Below are 16,795 nucleotides of genomic sequence, written 5' to 3'. Positions count from 1 at the left end.
CCTCCTCAGGGCGCCAGGGTCACCCGGATGCCGACCGTACCGTCGACGCCCCGGCGCAGCCTGCTGCCGAGGAGGGTGAGGCGGCCGGTGATGCCGTACTTGCGGGCGATGAGGTCGCGGTAGTGGGCCGTGGTGGCCGCGTCGGCGATCTCCGCGGTGGCCGGGACCGGGTCGCCGGTCGGACGCCCCCGCAGGTCGCAGGGGCCGACCTGGACGTCGGCACGGCGACGGATGCGCTTGACCTTGAAGGAGTCGGCGGTCGTCCACACGCCGAGCGTGTCGCCGTCCCGCACCACCCACACCGGGGTGGGCACGGGGGTGCCGTCCTTGCGGTAACTGGTGACCAGCAGGTACTTACCGGCGCCGAGCCGGTCGAGGGCCGTCCCGGAGGTGTCGTCCATGCCCGGAGTCTAGGCGAGTCCGCGCCCCCGAAGGGGCGCTGGGGGTGCCCCGGCCGAAGGCCGGAGGAGGAACTGCGCGACCGGCGACGACGGCACCGCGGACGCAGGACGGCATCACGCGGGGCCTTCAGCGGTGGGCTCGGTCGAGCAGATCCAGGTACCTCCGCGCGAACAGATACGCGTCACCGGGCCACCGAGCCGACAGATACATACCGTCCGCGACGACGAACGCGTGCGTGTCGTCGGTCGCCGTGCCGCGCCGCGTGACCTCGCGGGGGCCGCGCTCGAACTGGGCCGCCGGGTCGGCGAGGGCGGCACGCACCTCGTCCTCGACGTAGGCGGGGTAGGTCCGGTAGTAGCGGCCCAGGCGCCACGCGGTGGTCAGGTACGCGGTGCGTTCCATGTACTTGGGCAGGCAGGTGGTACGGCGGCCGGACAGGACGCTGCGCCCGGTGACCGGGTCGCCGGTGCGGGCGAGGACGAGGACGCCGTGGCAGATCGCGCCGACCGGCCGACCGAGCGCCCAGAACTTCCCCACCTGGTCGCGCAGTTCGGGCGAGCCGAGGTACTGGCGCATGCCGGGCGCGTGGCCGCCGGGCAGCAGCAGCCCGTCGAACCCGGTGACGTCGAGGCCGGACCAGCCGACCGTGTCCATGAACTCCGGTGCGGCGGTGAGCTGTTCGTAGAACCGCTTGGGTTCGTCCTCGGCACCGAGCTGCCCGAACAGGACACCGGTGAGCAGCCGGGGGTCGGCCGCGGGCCGGGTGCCGGCGCGTTCGGTGGCGAAGACGACCTGGTGGCCGGCCCGGGTCAGCTCCCGCCAGGGCACGGCCACCTCGGTCACGTCGAAGTCCCGGTCGGGAAGCGGTATCAGCACACGCATGCGGCCATGATGTCAGCCGCGCGGTCGCGCCTCACGCGAGCGCCGCCGCCATCCGCCGTACCGCCTCCGCGATCACCTCGGGCGAGGTGGCCAGGTTGAACCGCACGTGCCCGGCGCCGCCGGTCCCGAAGGGGAGGCCGGAGTTGACGGCGACCCGGCCCCGCTCCAGGAAGACCTCGGCCGGATCGTCGCCGAGTCCGAGGTCGCGGCAGTCGAGCCAGGCGAGGTAGGTGGCCTCGGCGGGCCGGTACCGGATGCCGGGCAGGTGGCGGTCGAGCAGGCCGGCCAGCAGGCGCCGGTTCTCGTCGAGGCCCGTGAGCAGGGCGTCCAGCCAGGCGGTGCCGTCGGTCAGCGCCGCCGTGTGGGCGATGACGCCGACGTGGCTCGGGCCGTGGCTGACCTCCTCGGGCAGCCGGGCGAGGTCGGCGGCGGCCCCGGGCCCGGCCAGGGCGACCGCGGCCTTGAGGCCGGCGAGGTTCCAGGCCTTGGACGCCGACATCAGGGACAGCCCGCGTTCGGCCCCCGGCACGCTCAGGTACGGCACGAAGCCGACGCCCTGGGCGGTGAGCGGGGCGTGGATCTCGTCGGCGACGACCCGGACGCCGTACCGCTCGGCGAGGGCGGTGACGGCGGTGAGCTCGGCGGCGGTGTGGACGGTGCCGGTCGGGTTGTGGGGGCTGCACAGCAGATAGCCGGCCCGGCCGCCACCGAACCCACGGAAGGCGCCCTCGAGCACGTCGAGGTCGATCCGCCCGTCGGCGCCGAGCGGGGCCTCCACCACCCGCCGGCCCATGTTCCCGACGAACTGGTAGAACGGCGGGTACACCGGGGAGTTGACGACCACCGGGTCGCCGGGTCCGGTGACGAGTCTCAGCATCTCGACCACGCCGAGCATCACGTCGGGGACGATCGCGGTGCGGGCCGTGTCGAGCCCGTCCCAGCCCCAGCGTTTCGCGGCGAACGCGGCGAACGCCTCGGCGTAGCCGGTGCCCGCCGGGTAGCCGGTGTCGCCGAGTTCCATGGCGGCCGTGACCGCGCGGACGACGGCCGGGGCGAGCGGCACGTCCATCTCGGCCACCCACACCGGGAGGACGTCCTCGGGATAGGTGCGCCATTTCATGCTGGTACGACGTCGCAGCCGGTCGAGGGTGAGGGCGCGCAGCGGGTTCGGCTCCCCCGGATTCTCCTGCGGGATGCTGGTCATGGGCTCACGATAGGCGGCCGGGGCAGGGCCGGGAACGAGGCGTACGGCCGCGCCGCACTGCCACGGGATCGTAAAGATCACTGCCGCCGTGAACACCCCCGGGGCCGCCCGCGTATGGAGAGCAGGGCGCTCGACGACCGGAGGGCCCCGCGGTGCAGGCACCGCGCGTTCGGGGTTTCGGGAGCCATGGATGAGGCACGCACGACGACGGGTCGTCCGGCGGGGGACACAGCTGGCGGCGGTCGGCGGACTCCTTCTGGGGGGCGCGATGGTCACCACGGCCATGGCGAGCGAGACTCCCGGCACGTCCGCCGTCCCGTTCCGTGCGGGCTCCGCGACCGAGGCCGGCAACACCGGTGCCGCGCTGGTGGCGAAGCTCGGCACCGCCCGTACGGCGGGCAGCTGGATCGGCGCCGACGGCAGGCCGGTGGTCGCGGTCACCGACGCCGAGGCCGCGGCGGCGGTGAAGCGGGCGGGCGCCGAGCCCAAGATGGTGTCGCACAGCATGAACGAGCTGAAGGCGGCCACCGCCACGCTGAAGGCGGCGCCCCGGGTGGCCGGCACCGCGTGGGCGGTGGACTACAAGACCAACCGGGTGATGGTGGAGGCCGACAGCACGGTCTCCGCCTCCGACTGGTCGGACCTGAGCCGGGTCGCTGCGGGCATCGGGAGCTTCGTGCAGATGCAGCGCTCCGAGGGGAAGTTCACCACCCGGCTGAACGGGGCGCAGCCCATCCTGTCGACGGGCGGCCGCTGTTCGGCCGGCTTCAACGTCACCAACGGGACGACCGACTTCATCCTCACCGCCGGTCACTGCGGTCCCGCCAACACCATCTGGTTCGACGAGGGCCAGGGCAACAACCAGCAGGTGGGCACCACGATCGACACGCAGTTCCCGGGCAACGACTTCTCGCTGATCCAGTACGCGAACGGGAAGGCCGGTGACAACGCGGACGTCGTCGCCATCGGCAACGGCCAGGGCGTGCGGATCACGGGGGCGGCCGATCCGACGGTCGGCGAGAAGGTGTTCCGCAGCGGCTCCACCAGCGGGCTGCACGACGGCACGGTGACCGCGCTCAACGCGACCGTCAACTACCCGGAGGGCACGGTCACCGGGCTCATCCAGACCAACGTGTGCGCCGAACCGGGCGACAGCGGGGGCCCGTTGTTCTCCAACGGCATCGCGCTGGGGATGACCTCGGGCGGCAGCGGTGACTGCACCACGGGCGGGGTGACGTTCTTCCAGCCGGTGACGCGGGCGATGGCGGCGCTGAACGTGCAGCTGATCGTGACGAAGCAGGCCGCCGGTCAGGGTGCCACGCCCGCGCCGTCCGCGTCGGCCAACCACAGCGCCATCGCGCCGAGCACGGCCTCGCCGGGTTCGGCGGCGCCGGTCACCGGGGACGACACCAGCCTGATCGCCCGGCTCACCGACACCCGTAACGTCGGTCCTGGCCTGCTGGTGATCGGGGGCAGTCTGATCGCGCTGGTGGGTACGCGCTACATCCGTGCGGAACAGGACCGCAAGGCGTACCAGCGCTACTACTCGGCCACGTGGGGCTGACGGGGGCGGCGCGGGGTCTGCCGCGCGAGGTCTCGCGAGAAGGGGCACCCGGCCGCTGCGGGTGCCCGGGACGGGCCGGTCAGGCCGTCTGGCCCGGCAGCTACGGGGTCGCCGCCGCCCATTCGAGGACGAGCCGCTGGTACTCCTCGCGCTGCTCGGTGCTCAGTGTCCCGCCCGACCGGAGCCACAGGGCCCGGATCTCCTCGTTGACCTCGTCGGCCGATCGCTCGGTGACGGTTTCAACAGTGGTGGACATGGTGTGAAGCATATGCCGCTCGACGTGAAGGCGCCGTGAGTAAGTACGACCGATACGGACATATCGGACCGTGTTGCTCATCACGTCAACGAGTCCGGCCCAGGCGGGAGTTCGACGCGGTCCGGCACCGCCCGCACCTGCGGAAACGGCGGTTCAGCCGCCGGCCCGGCCGAGCACCAGGACCTGGATCGCCAGGACGGCCGCGCCCCGCGCCCAGTCGTGGAAGTCGGAGACCTTGGTCTCCAGGCCGATCGGGGCGGCGAGCGGATGCCGGTGGGCGCGGACCGTCTCCCGTACCGTGTCGCCGGCCACCTCCATCAGGCCGACCCCCTCCCCGGCCAGCAGGATCTTCTGCGGCATGACGAAGTTGGCGATCTGCGCGAGCAGCGTGCCCAGCGCCCGGCCGGCCTCGCCGACCACCCGCGCGGCCATCGGCTCGCCCGCGGCGGCACCCGCGAGGATCTCCTCGTACGACGCGTCGCGGCCGGTGGCGGCCCGGACCTGGTAGCGGATGCTGGGGATGGTGAGCAGCGACGCGGCGCTGCCGCGCTCGCCCTGCGGGGTGAGCGGGCCCAGCGGGTCGATGATCCAGTGCCGTCCGAAGCCGCGGTCCTCCTCGGCACAGGGGACCCGCCTGCCGCCGAGCACCAGGCCGTAGCCGATGCCGGCGCCGATGGTCAGGACGACGAAGCGGTCGAGTCCGCGGCCGGCGCCGAACCAGGTCTCGGCCTCGACCAGGGCGGCCACGTCGTTCTCCACCACGACCGGCAGCCCGGTGCGCTCCCGGACCAGCCCGGCCAGCGGGACGTCGCGCCAGGACAGGTAGGGCGACTCGCCGACCACCGCGTTCTCGCGCACGAACCCGCCGACACCGATGCCGATGCCCGCGATCGCGGGGTGGCGGCCGGCGAGCTCGGCGGTCATGTCGGCCAGCAGGTCGGCGACGTACTTCGGGTCGTGGCCGGTGAGCGGCCGGTCGAGACGGGCGACGATGTCGCTCCTGAGGCTGGTGACGACGGCGTAGACCATCTCGTCCGTGATCTTGAAGCCCAGGAAGGACCGGGACTCGGCGACCACGGCGAGCGGCTGCGAGGGCCGGCCCTGGCGCGCCTCCGGAGCACCCGTCCAGGGGGCCTCGACGAGCAGGCCGGACTCGATGAGCGGCTTGGTGAGGCGGGTGAGGCTGCCCTGGGAGAGGTTCAGCCGACGGGCCAGCTCGGTGCGCGACAGCGGGCCGTTGACGAGCACCTCGATCGCCACGGAGCGCTCCGCGGAGCTCAGCGGCAGCCAGTCGGTCACGGCATTCCTTTTCTTCCGGAGCTGAAGCAACCTAGACACCCTACTGTGCGCCGCGTGCGCCGCATAAGCGCCCTGCCCGCACCTTCCTGACTTCCTTCCGCCCCTTGACGCCAAGATTCTTCCGCGACGAAAGTAACCTCCATGACTTTCTCACTCGGCATCGTCGGCGCCGGACAGTTCTCCGGCCAGTTCGCCACGCTGTTCCAGGCCCATCCCGGCGTCGGCGACGTGTACGTCACCGACCTGCTGCCCGAGCGGGCGGAGAAGCTCGCCGCCGCCCAGGGTCTGGCGGGCACCTTCCCGTCGTACGAGGCGATGCTGGAGTCCGGCGTCGACGCGATCGCGATCTTCACCCAGCGCTGGACGCACGGCCCGCTGGCCCTCCAGGGCCTGAACGCCGGCAAGCACGTGTACTCCGCGGTCCCCATGGCGATCACGACCGAGGAGATCGCCGCGATCATCGACACGGTCAAGGCGACCGGGCTGACGTACATGATGGGCGAGACCAGCCAGTACAACCCGGCCACCGTGCACGCCCGCAACCAGATCGCCGAGGGCGCCTTCGGCCGGCTCTTCTACGCCGAGGGCGACTACGTCCACGACATGGACCTCGGCTTCTACGACGCCTACCGCTACAGCGGCGGCGAGAACTGGAAGGCGACCGCCAGCTACCCCCCGCTGCTCTACCCGACGCACGCGGTGGGCGGGGTGCTCGGCGCCTGGCAGACGCACGCGGTGAGTGTGTCGGCGATCGGGGTCGTGGACGACCGCGGGGACGGCGTCTTCGACAAGGAGGTCAGCCAGTTCGGCAACGACGTGTCCAACGCGACCGCGCTGTTCGAGGTGGCGGGCGGCGGTTCGTTCCGCACCAACGAGTTCCGGCGGGTGGGCTACCCGTCCCACATCCGTGAGTCCCGCTTCCGGTTCTTCGGCACGGAGGCGAGCATGGAGCAGCTGGCGACGGTCGCACTGTGGCAGGACAAGAAGGGCGTGCAGGACATCAGCGAACTGCTGGAGCCCAAGCCGACCATGTCCCCCGACGACCCGTCCCTGCAGCACATCGCGCCGGAGCTGCGGGCCGCCTTCACCTCGGGGTCGGCGCCGGTGCACGACCGGGCGCGGCTGCCGCGGGAGTTCGACACGCTGCACAACGGGCACGAGGGCAGCCATCACTTCCTGGTGGACGACTTCGTGACCGCCGTCAACACGCGCTCGGTCCCGACGGTCAACGCGTGGGTCGCGGCCCGCTACACCCTGCCGGGCATCATCGCGCACGAGTCCGCGCGGCAGGGCGGGGCCAGGCTGGAGATCCCGGACTTCGGGGACGCCCCGGAGAGCTGAGCCGCGGCCGCCGGCCGGAGCCGGCGGCGGGCCGGGTGCCGTCAGGTGCCCGGCTTGCGGCCGTAGACGTAGACGTCGTCGCCGGTCTTCAGCAGCGACCAGTACTTCTTGGCGGTGGTGGGGGTCATGTTCACGCAGCCGTGCGAGCCCGGCGGGTTCCACATGCTGAGATTCACCGAGTGGAAGGCCTGGCCGCCGTCGAAGAACTGGCTGTAGGGCATCGGCACGTTGTAGACCGAGGAGACGTGGTCGATGTCACGCCAGTAGATCTTCTTCAGGCCGGTGCGCGTCTCGAACCCGTTCCGGCCGGTGCGGACCGGGACCGGGCCGTAGACCAGCTTGTTGCCGTCCTGGATCCAGCTCAGCTGGAGCGTGAGGTTGACGCAGGCGATGCGCCCCTTGTTGGTCGGGCACTTGCCGTCCTTGTTGGGCTTGTTCCCGACGGCCTTCTGCTTGTTCATCAGGTCCATCACGCCCCAGGTGACGGGACCCGCGTACCCGACGGCGGGCGTGATGCCGTGCTTGTTCTGGAAGGCCTGGATCGCCTTGCAGTCGGCGGTGGACTGCTTGCCGTCGACCGGCCGACCGAGGAACTTCTCCACCTGCTTCTGGTACGGCCCGGCCTGCGTGGTGCAGCTCGCCGCCTGCGCCGGAGCGGAGGTGAGGGCGAGTGTGAGCGGCGCCACAAGTCCCGTGACACCGAGCACGACGGCACTTCGTCTGCGTATGTCCCCCATATGAAGCCTGTCTCCTTTTCGGGTTTTTCCTGCGCTGTGGTCTCGTCAGTACTGGACCGCCCGATGCACGGCATTGGTTGTAGGCCGGGTCGGGCTGTGACGAAACGGTTAACTTAGCCGCCGCGGCCGCCCGGGTGGACACCGGTCCCCTTACCCGGAAGTGGACCGCGCCACAGCAACGTGTTCAGCACCGGGCGGACCGCCGAGGACGCCACCCGGCGGGTGCCGGCCGCCGTCGCGACCGCCTCAGCCGCGCTCCGAGCCGAGCCGGGCCTCCCGGTGCGGTCGCAGGGCCGCGTGGAAGCCGCCGTGCACGGCGGTGAGTCCGCCGTCGACGCTCAGGGTGGTGCCGGTGATCCAGGCGGCGTCGCGGGAGGCGAGGAAGGCGACAGCCGCGGCGACGTCCTCGGGCTCGCCCACCCGGCCGAGCGGGTACAGCGAGCGGACGGCGTCGAGTTCGTCGTCCCGGCCCGCCCAGGCCGAGGTGCGGACCGTGCCCGGCTCCACCAGGTTGACCCGGACCCCGCGCGCGGCCGCGTGCCCGGCGAGGGTACGGGTCAGCGAGCCGAGGCCGGCCTTGGCGGCGCTGTAGGCGTGGTTGCCGAAGTCGGCGCGGGCGTTCACCGAGCCGATGCTGACGATCGCGCCCCGGCCGGAGGCGGCGAGATGCGGGAGGGCGGCGCGACAGCAGCGGTGGACGCCGGTGAGCGTGATGTCGAGGTCGAGGGCCCACGCGTCGTCCGGCTGGTCCTCGAAGAGGGGCAGGTCCGGGGTGCAGTGCGCGGCGCAGTTCACCAGGACGTCGAGCGATCCGAGGACGCCGACGGCGCGCTCGACCGCCGCCTCCACCGAGTCCCGGTCGGCGACGTCACAGGCGAACGCCTCGACCGCAAGGCCCTGTTCGCGCAGCGCGGCCGCCGTCCGCTCCGCCTCGGGCAGGTCCCGGTCGGTCGCCAGCACCCGCGCGCCCTCCTCGGCCAGCCGGCGGGCGACGGCCGCGCCGATGCCGCGGGCGGCGCCCGTGACGAGAACTCCGTGTCCGGCAAAGCGAGTCGGTCCGGTCATGACGACGACCGTACGGGGCGCGCGATCAACAGGACAGATACCGTGCGCACATGACCGCGTTCCTGCAGCAACTCCCGGCTCTGATAGGCGTCGTGATCGGCGCGCTCGGTTCGTATCTCGCGGTGGTGCGGGGCGACCGGGCACGGTTCCGGCGGGAGCAGGAGGCGCGCTGGGAGGAGCGGCGGCTTGCGGTGTACAGCGAGTACGCGCGGGCCCTGAAGAAAACGGTGAACCTCACCTACCGCGTAGCCGCCCACCTCGGCAACGACCCGCATCCGCACCCGATCTCCCCGGCCGAGGCCGAGCCGCAGCTTGCGGCGGCCACCGACGGCCGTGATCCGGCCGGGGAGGCGCTGATCATGCTGGGCAGCCGGGAGGTGGTGGAGCAGGCACGGGAGTGGGTGACCGCGGTGATGGCGATGGAACGGTTCATGCGCTCCGGCACGGTCGACCCGGACGCCTGGCAGGACCTGCTGGCGCGGCAGCGGGCCTGCCGGGAGCGCTACTACACCGCCGTACGCAAGGACCTCGCGCTGCCTCCGGGGCACCCGGCGCTCTGGCCCACCCGGCCGGCGTCCGGCGGCTGAGGGGCGTGCCGGTTCGGCGGTGGGGTTCGACAGTAGCGGTTCCGCGATGGCGGTTCCGCGGTGGCCGGCGGCGGGCCTTCCGCGGAAGCCGACGTCACGTACGGGTCAGTGCCCCCGGGCGATCCACTCCGCCAGGTGCGGCGCCTCGGCGCCGATGGTGGTCGGGTCGCCGTGTCCGGTCAGGACCTTCGTCTCCGGCGGGAGGGTGAGGAGCTTGTCCCGGATGGAGTCGATGATCGTCGGGAAGTGGGAGTAGGACCGCCCGGTCGCGCCGGGGCCGCCCTGGAAGAGGGTGTCGCCGGTGAAGACGACGCCCAGGCCGGGGTCGTGGAGGCAGACCGCGCCGGGCGCGTGGCCCGGTGTGTGCAGGACGGTCAGGTCGGCGCCCGCGGCCTCGATGACCAGCCCGTCGGACAGGTGGTTGTCGGGGTCGCGGTCGGGGTGGGTGAGCTTCCACAGCGGCAGGTCGTCGGGGTGCAGCCAGATCTTCGCGCCGGTGAGGTCCGCGAGGGCGGGGGCCGCGTCGATGTGGTCGTTGTGGGCGTGGGTGCAGACGATCGCCTTCAGGACGCGGTCGTCGACGGCCTCGGCGATGGCCCGGGCGTCGTGGGCGGCGTCGATGACGATCACCTCGCGTTCGTCGCCGACGATCCAGACGTTGTTGTCGACGTCCCAGGTGCCGCCGTCGAGGGTGAACTGCCCGGAGGTGACGAGGCGTTCGATGCGGGTGGTCATCACAGCACCACCACCGAACGCAGCACGTCGCCGCCGTGCATCCGCTCGAACGCCTTCTCCACCTCGTCGAGCTGGATGGTCTCGGTGACGAAGGCGTCCAGCGGCAGCCGCCCCTGCAGGTGCAGGTCGATGAGCATGGGGAAGTCCCGGGAGGGCAGGCAGTCGCCGTACCAGCTGGACTTCAGGGCGCCACCGCGGCCGAAGACGTCCAGGAGCGGCAGCTCCAGCTTCATCTCGGGGGTGGGCACGCCGACCAGGACGACGGTGCCGGCGAGGTCGCGGGCGTAGAAGGCCTGCTGGTACGTCTCCGGGCGGCCGACCGCCTCGATGACGACGTCGGCGCCGAAGCCGCCGGTCAGGCCGCGGATGGCCTCGACGGGGTCGGTCTCGCGCGAGTTGACGGTGTGGGTGGCGCCCAGGGAGCGGGCCTTGTCCAGCTTCCGGTCGTCGATGTCGACGGCGATGATCTTCGCGGCGCCCGCCAGGTTCGACCCGGCGATCGCCGCGTCGCCGACCCCGCCGCAGCCGATCACGGCGACCGAGTCGCCCCGGCCGACATTGCCGGTGTTGATCGCGGCGCCGATGCCCGCCATCACCCCGCAGCCGAGCAGACCGGCGACCGCCGGGGAGACGGCCGGGTCGACCTTGGTGCACTGCCCGGCGGCGACCAGCGTCTTCTCGGCGAAGGCGCCGATACCGAGGGCCGGGGAGAGCTCCTGGCCGGTCGCGGCGAGGGTCATCTTCTGCTTGGCGTTGTGGGTGTTGAAGCAGTACCAGGGCCGCCCGCGCAGACAGGCCCGGCACTGGCCGCACACGGCACGCCAGTTGAGGATCACGAAGTCACCGGGCGCGACGTCCGTGACGCCCGCGCCGACCGACTCCACCACCCCGGCGGCCTCGTGGCCGAGCAGGAAGGGGAACTCGTCGGTGATGCCGCCCTGTTTGTAGTGCAGGTCGGTGTGACAGACCCCGCAGGCCTGCACCTGTACGACGGCCTCGCCCGGCCCAGGGTCGGGCACCACGATCGTCTCGACCCGCACGGGCTCGTCCTTGCCCGGTGCGATCACGCCGCGTACTTCCTGCGCCATGGACCTGCCCTTTCGTCGCTCTGCTGACGTGCTGTCCTCCGACCCTACGCGGGAACGATCAGCGACGGCACGCATCGATCGACGCGGATCGTCCCGCACCGCCGCCGTTCGTGTGGCCACCCTCTCCGCCACATACCCCCGGGGGTACCTCTGCTACGGTGGCCTGCATACCCCCGGGGGTAATTCGCCCGGGGATCGAGGAGAGGAGTGTGCTGCCGTGTCCTTCGTCGACACCATCGAGGTGCCCGGGCTGGGCAACCGCAGTTATCTGGCGGGCGGGGCGCACGGCGCCGTCGCGGTCGATCCGCCCCGTGACGTCGACCGGGTGCTGTCGGCCGTCGCCCTGCGCGGGGTGCGGCTCACCCAGGTCGTGGAGACGCACGTGCACAACGACTACGTCTCCGGCGGCCTGGAGCTGGCCCGGCTGACCGGGGCCGCGTACGTGGTGCCGACCGGGGCGCGGGTGGCGTACGAGCGGGTGCCGGTGGCCGACGGAGACGTGCTGGAGATCGAGGCGGGCCTTGCGCTGCGCGCGCTGGCCACCCCGGGGCACACCCCGCACCACACGTCGTACGTGCTGGAGGAGGGCGGCCGCGCGGTGGCCGTCTTCACCGGCGGTTCGCTGCTGATCGGCACGGTCGGCAGGCCCGACCTGGTGGAGCCCCGGCTCACCGGCGAGCTGGCGCGGGCCCAGCACGCCTCGGCGCACCGGCTGGCCGCCGAGCTGCCGGACGAGACGGCCGTGCTGCCGACGCACGGCTTCGGCAGCTTCTGCTCGGCCGGGGACGCGTCCGGCTCGGCCACCACCGTCGGGCGGGAACGGGCGGTGAACGAGGCGCTGGTCAAGGACGTCGACACGTTCGTCGCCGAGCTGCTGGCCGGGCTCGACGACGTCCCCGCGTACTACGTCCACATGGGCCCGCTGAACTCCGGTGGCCCGGCCCCCGTCGACCTGACGCCGCCGGGCCGGGCGGACGCTGCGGAGATCGCGGCGCGGCTGGCCGCCGGGGAGTGGGTGGTGGACCTGCGCACCCGGGTGGCGTTCGCGGCGGGACATGTCCCGGGCACCCTGAACTTCGAGGCCGACGGCCGGCTCGCCACCTATCTGGCCTGGCTGCTGCCCTGGGGCCGGCCGGTCACGCTGCTCGCCGAGTCGGCAGCCCAGCTCGCCGCCGCCCAGCGCGAGCTGACCCGCGTCGGAATCGACCGCCCGGCCGCGGCGGCCACCGGCGCACCGGAGGCCTGGCTGCGCGCGGGCGAGCGGCCCCGCTCCTTCCCCCGGGCCACCTTCGCGGAGCTGGCCGCGCGCGGCCCGGAGGACGTCGTCGTCCTGGACGTGCGCCGGGACACGGAGCGGGCCGACGGCCACATACGGGGTTCGTTCCACATCCCCCTGCACCAGGTGCGGGAGCGGCTGGGCGAGATACCGGGCGGCACGGTGTGGGTGCACTGCGCGGGCGGGATGCGGGCCGCCGTCGCCGCCTCCCTCCTCGACGCGGCCGGGCGCGACGTGGTGGCCGTGGACGACGGGTTCGCGGCGGCGCGGGCGGCCGGGCTGCCGATGGCCCGGCTCACCCCGGCCGAGGCACGGGAGCGCACGGACGCGGACGCCGTTCTGCTGGACGTCCGCGAGGCCGACGCGTGGGCGGCCGGACACGCGCCGGGGGCCGTGCACGCCCCGCTGTCCGGGCTGGCGGCCGGGGCTCCGCTGCCGCCGGCCGTGGCGGACCGCCCGCTCGTCGTGATCTGCCGCTCGGGACGGCGCTCGCGGGAGGCGGCGGCGCTGCTGACCGCCCGTGGGCTGGACGCGGTGGACGTCGTGGGCGGGATGACCGCCTGGCGGGCGGCGGGGCTCGCGGTGACCGCCGAGGGCAGCGCCGGATGAGCGCGCTCCTGCTCGCCCTCGGCGCCGGGGCCGTCACCGGGCTGGCACTCGGGGCCCTGGGCGGTGGCGGCAGCGTGCTGGCCGTACCGGCGTTGATCTATCTGCTCGGCTTCCCCCCGGCCGCGGCCACCACCGCGAGCCTGGTCGTCGTCACCGTCACCTCGGCCACCGCACTCGGCGCGCACGCCCGGCAGGGCGCGGTGCGCTGGCGGGCCGGTGCGGTGTTCGCGGCGGCCGGGATCGTGCCCGCGGCGGTCGGCGGGGCGGTCTCCCGGCAGCTTCCGGCGCCGCTGCTGACCGGGGCGTTCGCGGTGCTCGCCGCCGTGGCGGCGGTGCGCATGCTCCGGCCGGCGCCCGCCCCGCCCGCCCCGGCCGCGGCACCGCCGGTACCGGCTCGGGCGTCCCGGGTGGCCGGGGCGGGCGCCGGGCTCGGCGCGGTGACCGGGGTGCTCGGGGTGGGCGGCGGCTTCCTCGCCGTGCCGTCCCTGGTGAACGTCGTGGGGCTGCGGATGCGCGCAGCGGTCGGCACGAGCCTGCTGGTCATCACGATCAACTCGCTCACCGCGCTGGCGGCGCGTGCCGGTTCGGCGGCGGACGTCGACTGGCCGGCCGTGGGCCCCTTCGCCGGGGCCGCGATCCTCGGCGCCTGGGACGGCAGGCGGCTCGCGGCCCGGCTCTCCGCGGGCACCCTCCAGCGGCTCTTCGCCTGCGCGCTGCTCGCGGTGGCCGCCTTCATGCTGGCCGACGCCGTCCGTTGACGCGCCCAGCGACAGCGCCCTGAAGGGGCGCTGGGGGTACCCCCGGCCGAAGGCTGGGGGAGGAACTGCGCGACCAGCCACGACGGCGCCGCAGCCGGCAGACGGAACAGCGCGGCACTTCCCCGAACGGCTCAAGCCAGCGACAGGAACAGCTTCTCCAGCCGCGCCTTCATCTGCGCGGTCGTCTCACCGTCCGCCCCGCTCCGGGCGGGGTCGACGATGCACTGCTGCAGCCCGGTCGCGATGATCGCGAAGCCCGCCCGGTCCAGGGCTCGCGAGGCGGCGGCGAGCTGAGTGACCACGTCCTCGCAGTCGCGGCCCTCCTCGATCATCTTGATCACGCCGGAGATCTGCCCCTGCGCCCGGCGCAGCCGGTTCAGCACCGACTTGAGCTCGTCGCCCTCGAACTGAAGCTCCACGACCACCACTCCTCACATACCCGTAGGGGTATGTTACCCGCCCCTCGGGCGACCCCGTCGCTCATCACTGCAAGGAAGGATCGCACCCGCCATGACCTCTGCTCCCCCGGACCCGGATCTCACGCCCGCCCAGGCCCTCGCCCGCCTGCCGGAGCTGACCGTCGTCGACGTCCGCACACCCGGCGAGTACGCCACCGGCCATGTGCCCGGCGCCCACAACATCCCCCTGGACACCCTGCACCGGGCCCTGCCCGCGCTCCGCACGGCGGACGGCGGGCTCCTCCTGGTCTGTGCCTCGGGCGCGCGGGCCGAGCGTGCCCGGGCGGTCCTCGCCGAGCACGGCATCCCGGCCGCCACCCTCACCGGCGGCACCCGCGGCTGGGCCGAGCGCGGTCACGAACTGCACCGGCCACAGGGCGGTTCCCCTGCGACCTGGGCCATGGAGCGCCAAGTGCGGTTCACCGCCGGATCCGCCGTCCTCGCGGGCCTGGGCCTCGGGCTCCTGCATCCGGCCGGGCTGCTGCTGTCGGCGGGGGTCGCGGGCGGCCTGGTGTTCTCGGCGCTCACCGACACCTGCGGGATGGCCGCGGTCCTGTCGAAGCTGCCTCACAACAGGCCGCGTCCGGCCGACCTCGACGCGACCCTGGCGAGGCTCGGTTCCGCCCGTGGCTGACCGGGCCCCGGTACCGGGAGCGGCCGTCGTAGCCTGGGGGCGTCGGAGGGCGCCGCCCGCCGCCGGGACGAGGAGCACCGTGACCGCCGCTGACGCACTTCCGACGGGACAGCCCGGTGAGCCCGTGTTCCGGCTGCTGCTCTCCTACGTCCGGCCGCACCGCCGGGCCCTGCTGGCCGGTGCGCTGCTCTCCCTGGTGACGGGTGCGACCGGGCTGCTGCTGCCGCTGGTGGCCCGGGGGTTGATCGACGACCTGTCCCACGACCGTTCCATCACGGGCGAGTTGCTCGCGATGGCGGGTCTCGTGGTCGCCAACGCCGGGGTGGGCGCACTGGGTTCGTACGTCCTGCGGCGCACCGCGGAGTCGGTGGTGCTCGGGGCGCGGCGCACCCTGTCGTCGTATCTGCTCAGGCTCCGGATCACCGCCGTGGACCGGACCGAGCCCGGCGACCTGATGGCGCGGATCACCTCGGACACCACCCTGCTGCGCGAGGTCACCACGGACTCGCTGGTCGCGCTGGGCACCGGCGGTCTCACCCTGGTCGCCACCGTGGTGATGATGGGGGTGGTCGATCCCGTGCTGCTTGCCGTCACCCTCGTCGTGATCGCCCTGGCGGGCACCGTGCTGGGCACGATCGTGCCGCGCATCAACCGGGCGAGCCGCCGGGCACAGGACGCGGTCGGAGTGATGGGGGCCTCGCTGGAGCGGGTCCTGGGCGCGCTGCGCACGGTGAAGGCGTCCGGCGCCGAACACCGGGAGGAACGCGCCCTGCACGAGGCCGCCGAGGAGTCCTGGCGGCAGAGCGTGCGGGCCGCCAAGTGGTCGGCCGCCGCGGGGAACACGGCGGGGCTCGCGATGCAACTGGCGTTCATCACCGTGCTCGCGGTGGGCGGGGCGCGGGTGGCGACCGGTGCGATCGGGGTGGGCACGCTGGTGGCGTTCCTGCTCTACGTCTTCTATCTGATGCAGCCGATCCAGCAGGTCGTCGGGGCGATCACCCAGTACCAGACCGGCGCCGGCGCGCTCGCCCGGATCCAGGAGGCGCTGCGGCTGCCCGCCGAACCCGTGTCCCGGCCCGCCGAGTTGCCGGCCACCGGCACCGAACCGGCCACGGTCGCCTTCACCGACGTACGCTTCCGCTACGCGGACGACCTGCCGTACGTCCACCACGGTGTCAGCTTCGACGTCCCCGCGCGGGGCATGACGGCGTTCGTCGGACCGTCCGGGGCGGGCAAGACCACCGTCTTCTCACTGATCGAGCGGTTCTACGACCCCGAGTCCGGCACGATCGCCGTGGACGGCCGTCCGGTCGCCGACTGGGAACTGCCGCTGCTGCGTTCGGCCATCGGGTACGTCGAGCAGGACGCCCCGGTGCTGTCGGGCTCGCTGAAGGACAACCTGCTCCTCGGCAACCCGGAGGCGGACGAGGACGCGGTCGCGCGGGTGCTGAAGACGACCCGGCTCGACGGCCTGGTGGCCCGGCTGCCGCAGGGGCTGCAGACCCTGGTCGGCCATCGCGGCACCAAGCTGTCCGGCGGGGAGCGCCAACGGGTCGCGATCGCCAGGGCGTTGCTGCGCAGGCCCCGGCTGCTGCTGCTGGACGAGGCCACCTCGCAGCTGGACGCGGTGAACGAGGCGGCGCTCCGGGACACCGTCGCCGACGTGGCACGGTCGACCACGGTGCTGGTGGTCGCGCACCGGCTGTCGACGGTGACCATGGCGGACCGGATCGTCGTCATGGACGCGGGCCGGGTCCGTGCGGTGGGCACGCACCGGGAGCTGGTGGCGGCGGACCCGCTGTACGCGGAGCTGGCGGCGACGCAGTTCCTGGCCTCGGAGCACTGAGGACGAGGAACCGGAAGGGCCGCCCCTGCCGGGACGGCCCTCGGTGTGCGGCGC

At 73.3% G+C, this 16,795-nt stretch carries 17 protein-coding genes and 1 pseudogene; 8 read left to right on the top strand and 10 right to left on the bottom strand.

The window, feature by feature from the left end; genetic code table 11:
- Positions 1-5 precede the first annotated feature (5 nt).
- From ACZ63F_RS03930 to ACZ63F_RS03920, 3 genes are all read right to left on the bottom strand, one after another.
- A complete protein-coding gene (locus tag ACZ63F_RS03930; RefSeq protein WP_469708394.1) occupies positions 6-401 on the bottom strand; it encodes a PPOX class F420-dependent oxidoreductase in 396 nt (131 codons plus the stop codon).
- 127 nt (positions 402-528) lie between these two features.
- The gene (locus tag ACZ63F_RS03925; RefSeq protein ID WP_469708392.1) at positions 529-1,284 is read right to left on the bottom strand and encodes a type 1 glutamine amidotransferase domain-containing protein; all 756 of its coding nucleotides are present in this window, start codon (positions 1,282-1,284) and stop codon (positions 529-531) included.
- Positions 1,285-1,315: 31 nt separating this feature from the next.
- On the bottom strand, positions 1,316-2,488 hold the full coding sequence (locus ACZ63F_RS03920) for a MalY/PatB family protein (RefSeq protein WP_469708391.1): 1,173 nt from the start codon (positions 2,486-2,488) through the stop codon (positions 1,316-1,318).
- 190 nt (positions 2,489-2,678) lie between these two features.
- Here ACZ63F_RS03920 and ACZ63F_RS03915 point away from each other — a divergent pair, with 190 nt between their 5' ends.
- Positions 2,679-4,052, top strand: coding sequence for a S1 family peptidase (locus ACZ63F_RS03915; protein WP_469708389.1), 1,374 nt, complete (start codon positions 2,679-2,681; stop codon positions 4,050-4,052).
- Between the two features lie 100 nt (positions 4,053-4,152).
- Here ACZ63F_RS03915 and ACZ63F_RS03910 read toward each other — a convergent pair whose 3' ends face one another.
- Together ACZ63F_RS03910 and ACZ63F_RS03905 are read right to left on the bottom strand one after the other, a co-directional pair.
- Positions 4,153-4,308, bottom strand: a complete 156-nt coding sequence (locus tag ACZ63F_RS03910; RefSeq protein ID WP_351500593.1) for a hypothetical protein — start codon at positions 4,306-4,308, stop codon at positions 4,153-4,155.
- A 153-nt stretch (positions 4,309-4,461) separates the two neighbouring features.
- Complete coding sequence (locus tag ACZ63F_RS03905) at positions 4,462-5,607, bottom strand: ROK family protein (RefSeq protein ID WP_469708387.1); 1,146 nt, start codon at positions 5,605-5,607, stop codon at positions 4,462-4,464.
- 141 nt (positions 5,608-5,748) lie between these two features.
- Between ACZ63F_RS03905 and ACZ63F_RS03900 the strand changes: the two genes are divergently transcribed.
- Positions 5,749-6,948: a Gfo/Idh/MocA family protein gene (locus tag ACZ63F_RS03900; protein WP_469708385.1), complete on the top strand. Its 1,200-nt coding sequence runs from the start codon at positions 5,749-5,751 to the stop codon at positions 6,946-6,948.
- Between the two features lie 41 nt (positions 6,949-6,989).
- Here ACZ63F_RS03900 and ACZ63F_RS03895 read toward each other — a convergent pair whose 3' ends face one another.
- Both ACZ63F_RS03895 and ACZ63F_RS03890 read right to left on the bottom strand, forming a co-directional pair.
- Positions 6,990-7,685, bottom strand: coding sequence for a L,D-transpeptidase family protein (locus ACZ63F_RS03895; protein WP_469708383.1), 696 nt, complete (start codon positions 7,683-7,685; stop codon positions 6,990-6,992).
- A gap of 246 nt (positions 7,686-7,931) precedes the next feature.
- A complete protein-coding gene (locus tag ACZ63F_RS03890; protein ID WP_469708382.1) occupies positions 7,932-8,750 on the bottom strand; it encodes an SDR family NAD(P)-dependent oxidoreductase in 819 nt (272 codons plus the stop codon).
- A gap of 50 nt (positions 8,751-8,800) precedes the next feature.
- On the opposite strand from ACZ63F_RS03890, the gene ACZ63F_RS03885 reads away from it, so the two are divergent.
- Positions 8,801-9,337: a hypothetical protein gene (locus ACZ63F_RS03885; RefSeq protein ID WP_469708380.1), complete on the top strand. Its 537-nt coding sequence runs from the start codon at positions 8,801-8,803 to the stop codon at positions 9,335-9,337.
- 105 nt (positions 9,338-9,442) lie between these two features.
- Here ACZ63F_RS03885 and ACZ63F_RS03880 read toward each other — a convergent pair whose 3' ends face one another.
- Both ACZ63F_RS03880 and ACZ63F_RS03875 read right to left on the bottom strand, forming a co-directional pair.
- Positions 9,443-10,072 carry an MBL fold metallo-hydrolase gene (locus ACZ63F_RS03880; RefSeq protein ID WP_352366814.1) on the bottom strand — a complete coding sequence of 210 codons (630 nt, stop codon included), beginning with the start codon at positions 10,070-10,072 and terminating at the stop codon, positions 9,443-9,445.
- The gene (locus tag ACZ63F_RS03875) at positions 10,072-11,160 is read right to left on the bottom strand and encodes an S-(hydroxymethyl)mycothiol dehydrogenase (RefSeq protein ID WP_469708377.1); all 1,089 of its coding nucleotides are present in this window, start codon (positions 11,158-11,160) and stop codon (positions 10,072-10,074) included. Before ACZ63F_RS03875 ends, ACZ63F_RS03880 begins: the two co-directional genes overlap by 1 nt.
- Before the next feature lie 217 nt (positions 11,161-11,377).
- On the opposite strand from ACZ63F_RS03875, the pseudogene ACZ63F_RS03870 reads away from it, so the two are divergent.
- From ACZ63F_RS03870 to ACZ63F_RS03860, 3 genes and pseudogenes are all read left to right on the top strand, one after another.
- Positions 11,378-12,724 (top strand): annotated as a pseudogene (locus ACZ63F_RS03870) (MBL fold metallo-hydrolase); the annotation flags it as partial.
- A complete protein-coding gene (locus ACZ63F_RS03865; protein ID WP_469709320.1) occupies positions 12,722-13,045 on the top strand; it encodes a rhodanese-like domain-containing protein in 324 nt (107 codons plus the stop codon). The pseudogene ACZ63F_RS03870 and the gene ACZ63F_RS03865, both read left to right, overlap by 3 nt.
- Complete coding sequence (locus ACZ63F_RS03860; RefSeq protein WP_469708376.1) at positions 13,042-13,803, top strand: sulfite exporter TauE/SafE family protein; 762 nt, start codon at positions 13,042-13,044, stop codon at positions 13,801-13,803. The genes ACZ63F_RS03865 and ACZ63F_RS03860 overlap by 4 nt, the downstream gene beginning before the upstream one ends.
- Before the next feature lie 131 nt (positions 13,804-13,934).
- Here the strand turns inward: ACZ63F_RS03860 and ACZ63F_RS03855 are convergent, their stop codons facing one another.
- Positions 13,935-14,222, bottom strand: a complete 288-nt coding sequence (locus tag ACZ63F_RS03855; protein WP_382721378.1) for a metal-sensitive transcriptional regulator — start codon at positions 14,220-14,222, stop codon at positions 13,935-13,937.
- Between the two features lie 91 nt (positions 14,223-14,313).
- Between ACZ63F_RS03855 and ACZ63F_RS03850 the strand changes: the two genes are divergently transcribed.
- Positions 14,314-14,895: a rhodanese-like domain-containing protein gene (locus ACZ63F_RS03850; RefSeq protein ID WP_469708373.1), complete on the top strand. Its 582-nt coding sequence runs from the start codon at positions 14,314-14,316 to the stop codon at positions 14,893-14,895.
- A 79-nt stretch (positions 14,896-14,974) separates the two neighbouring features.
- A complete protein-coding gene (locus ACZ63F_RS03845; protein ID WP_469708371.1) occupies positions 14,975-16,741 on the top strand; it encodes an ABC transporter ATP-binding protein in 1,767 nt (588 codons plus the stop codon).
- Positions 16,742-16,795: the final 54 nt, after the last annotated feature.

Source organism: Streptomyces sp. NPDC104761 (assembly GCF_055583445.1).
This window is presented reverse-complemented; position numbering and strand designations above follow the sequence as displayed.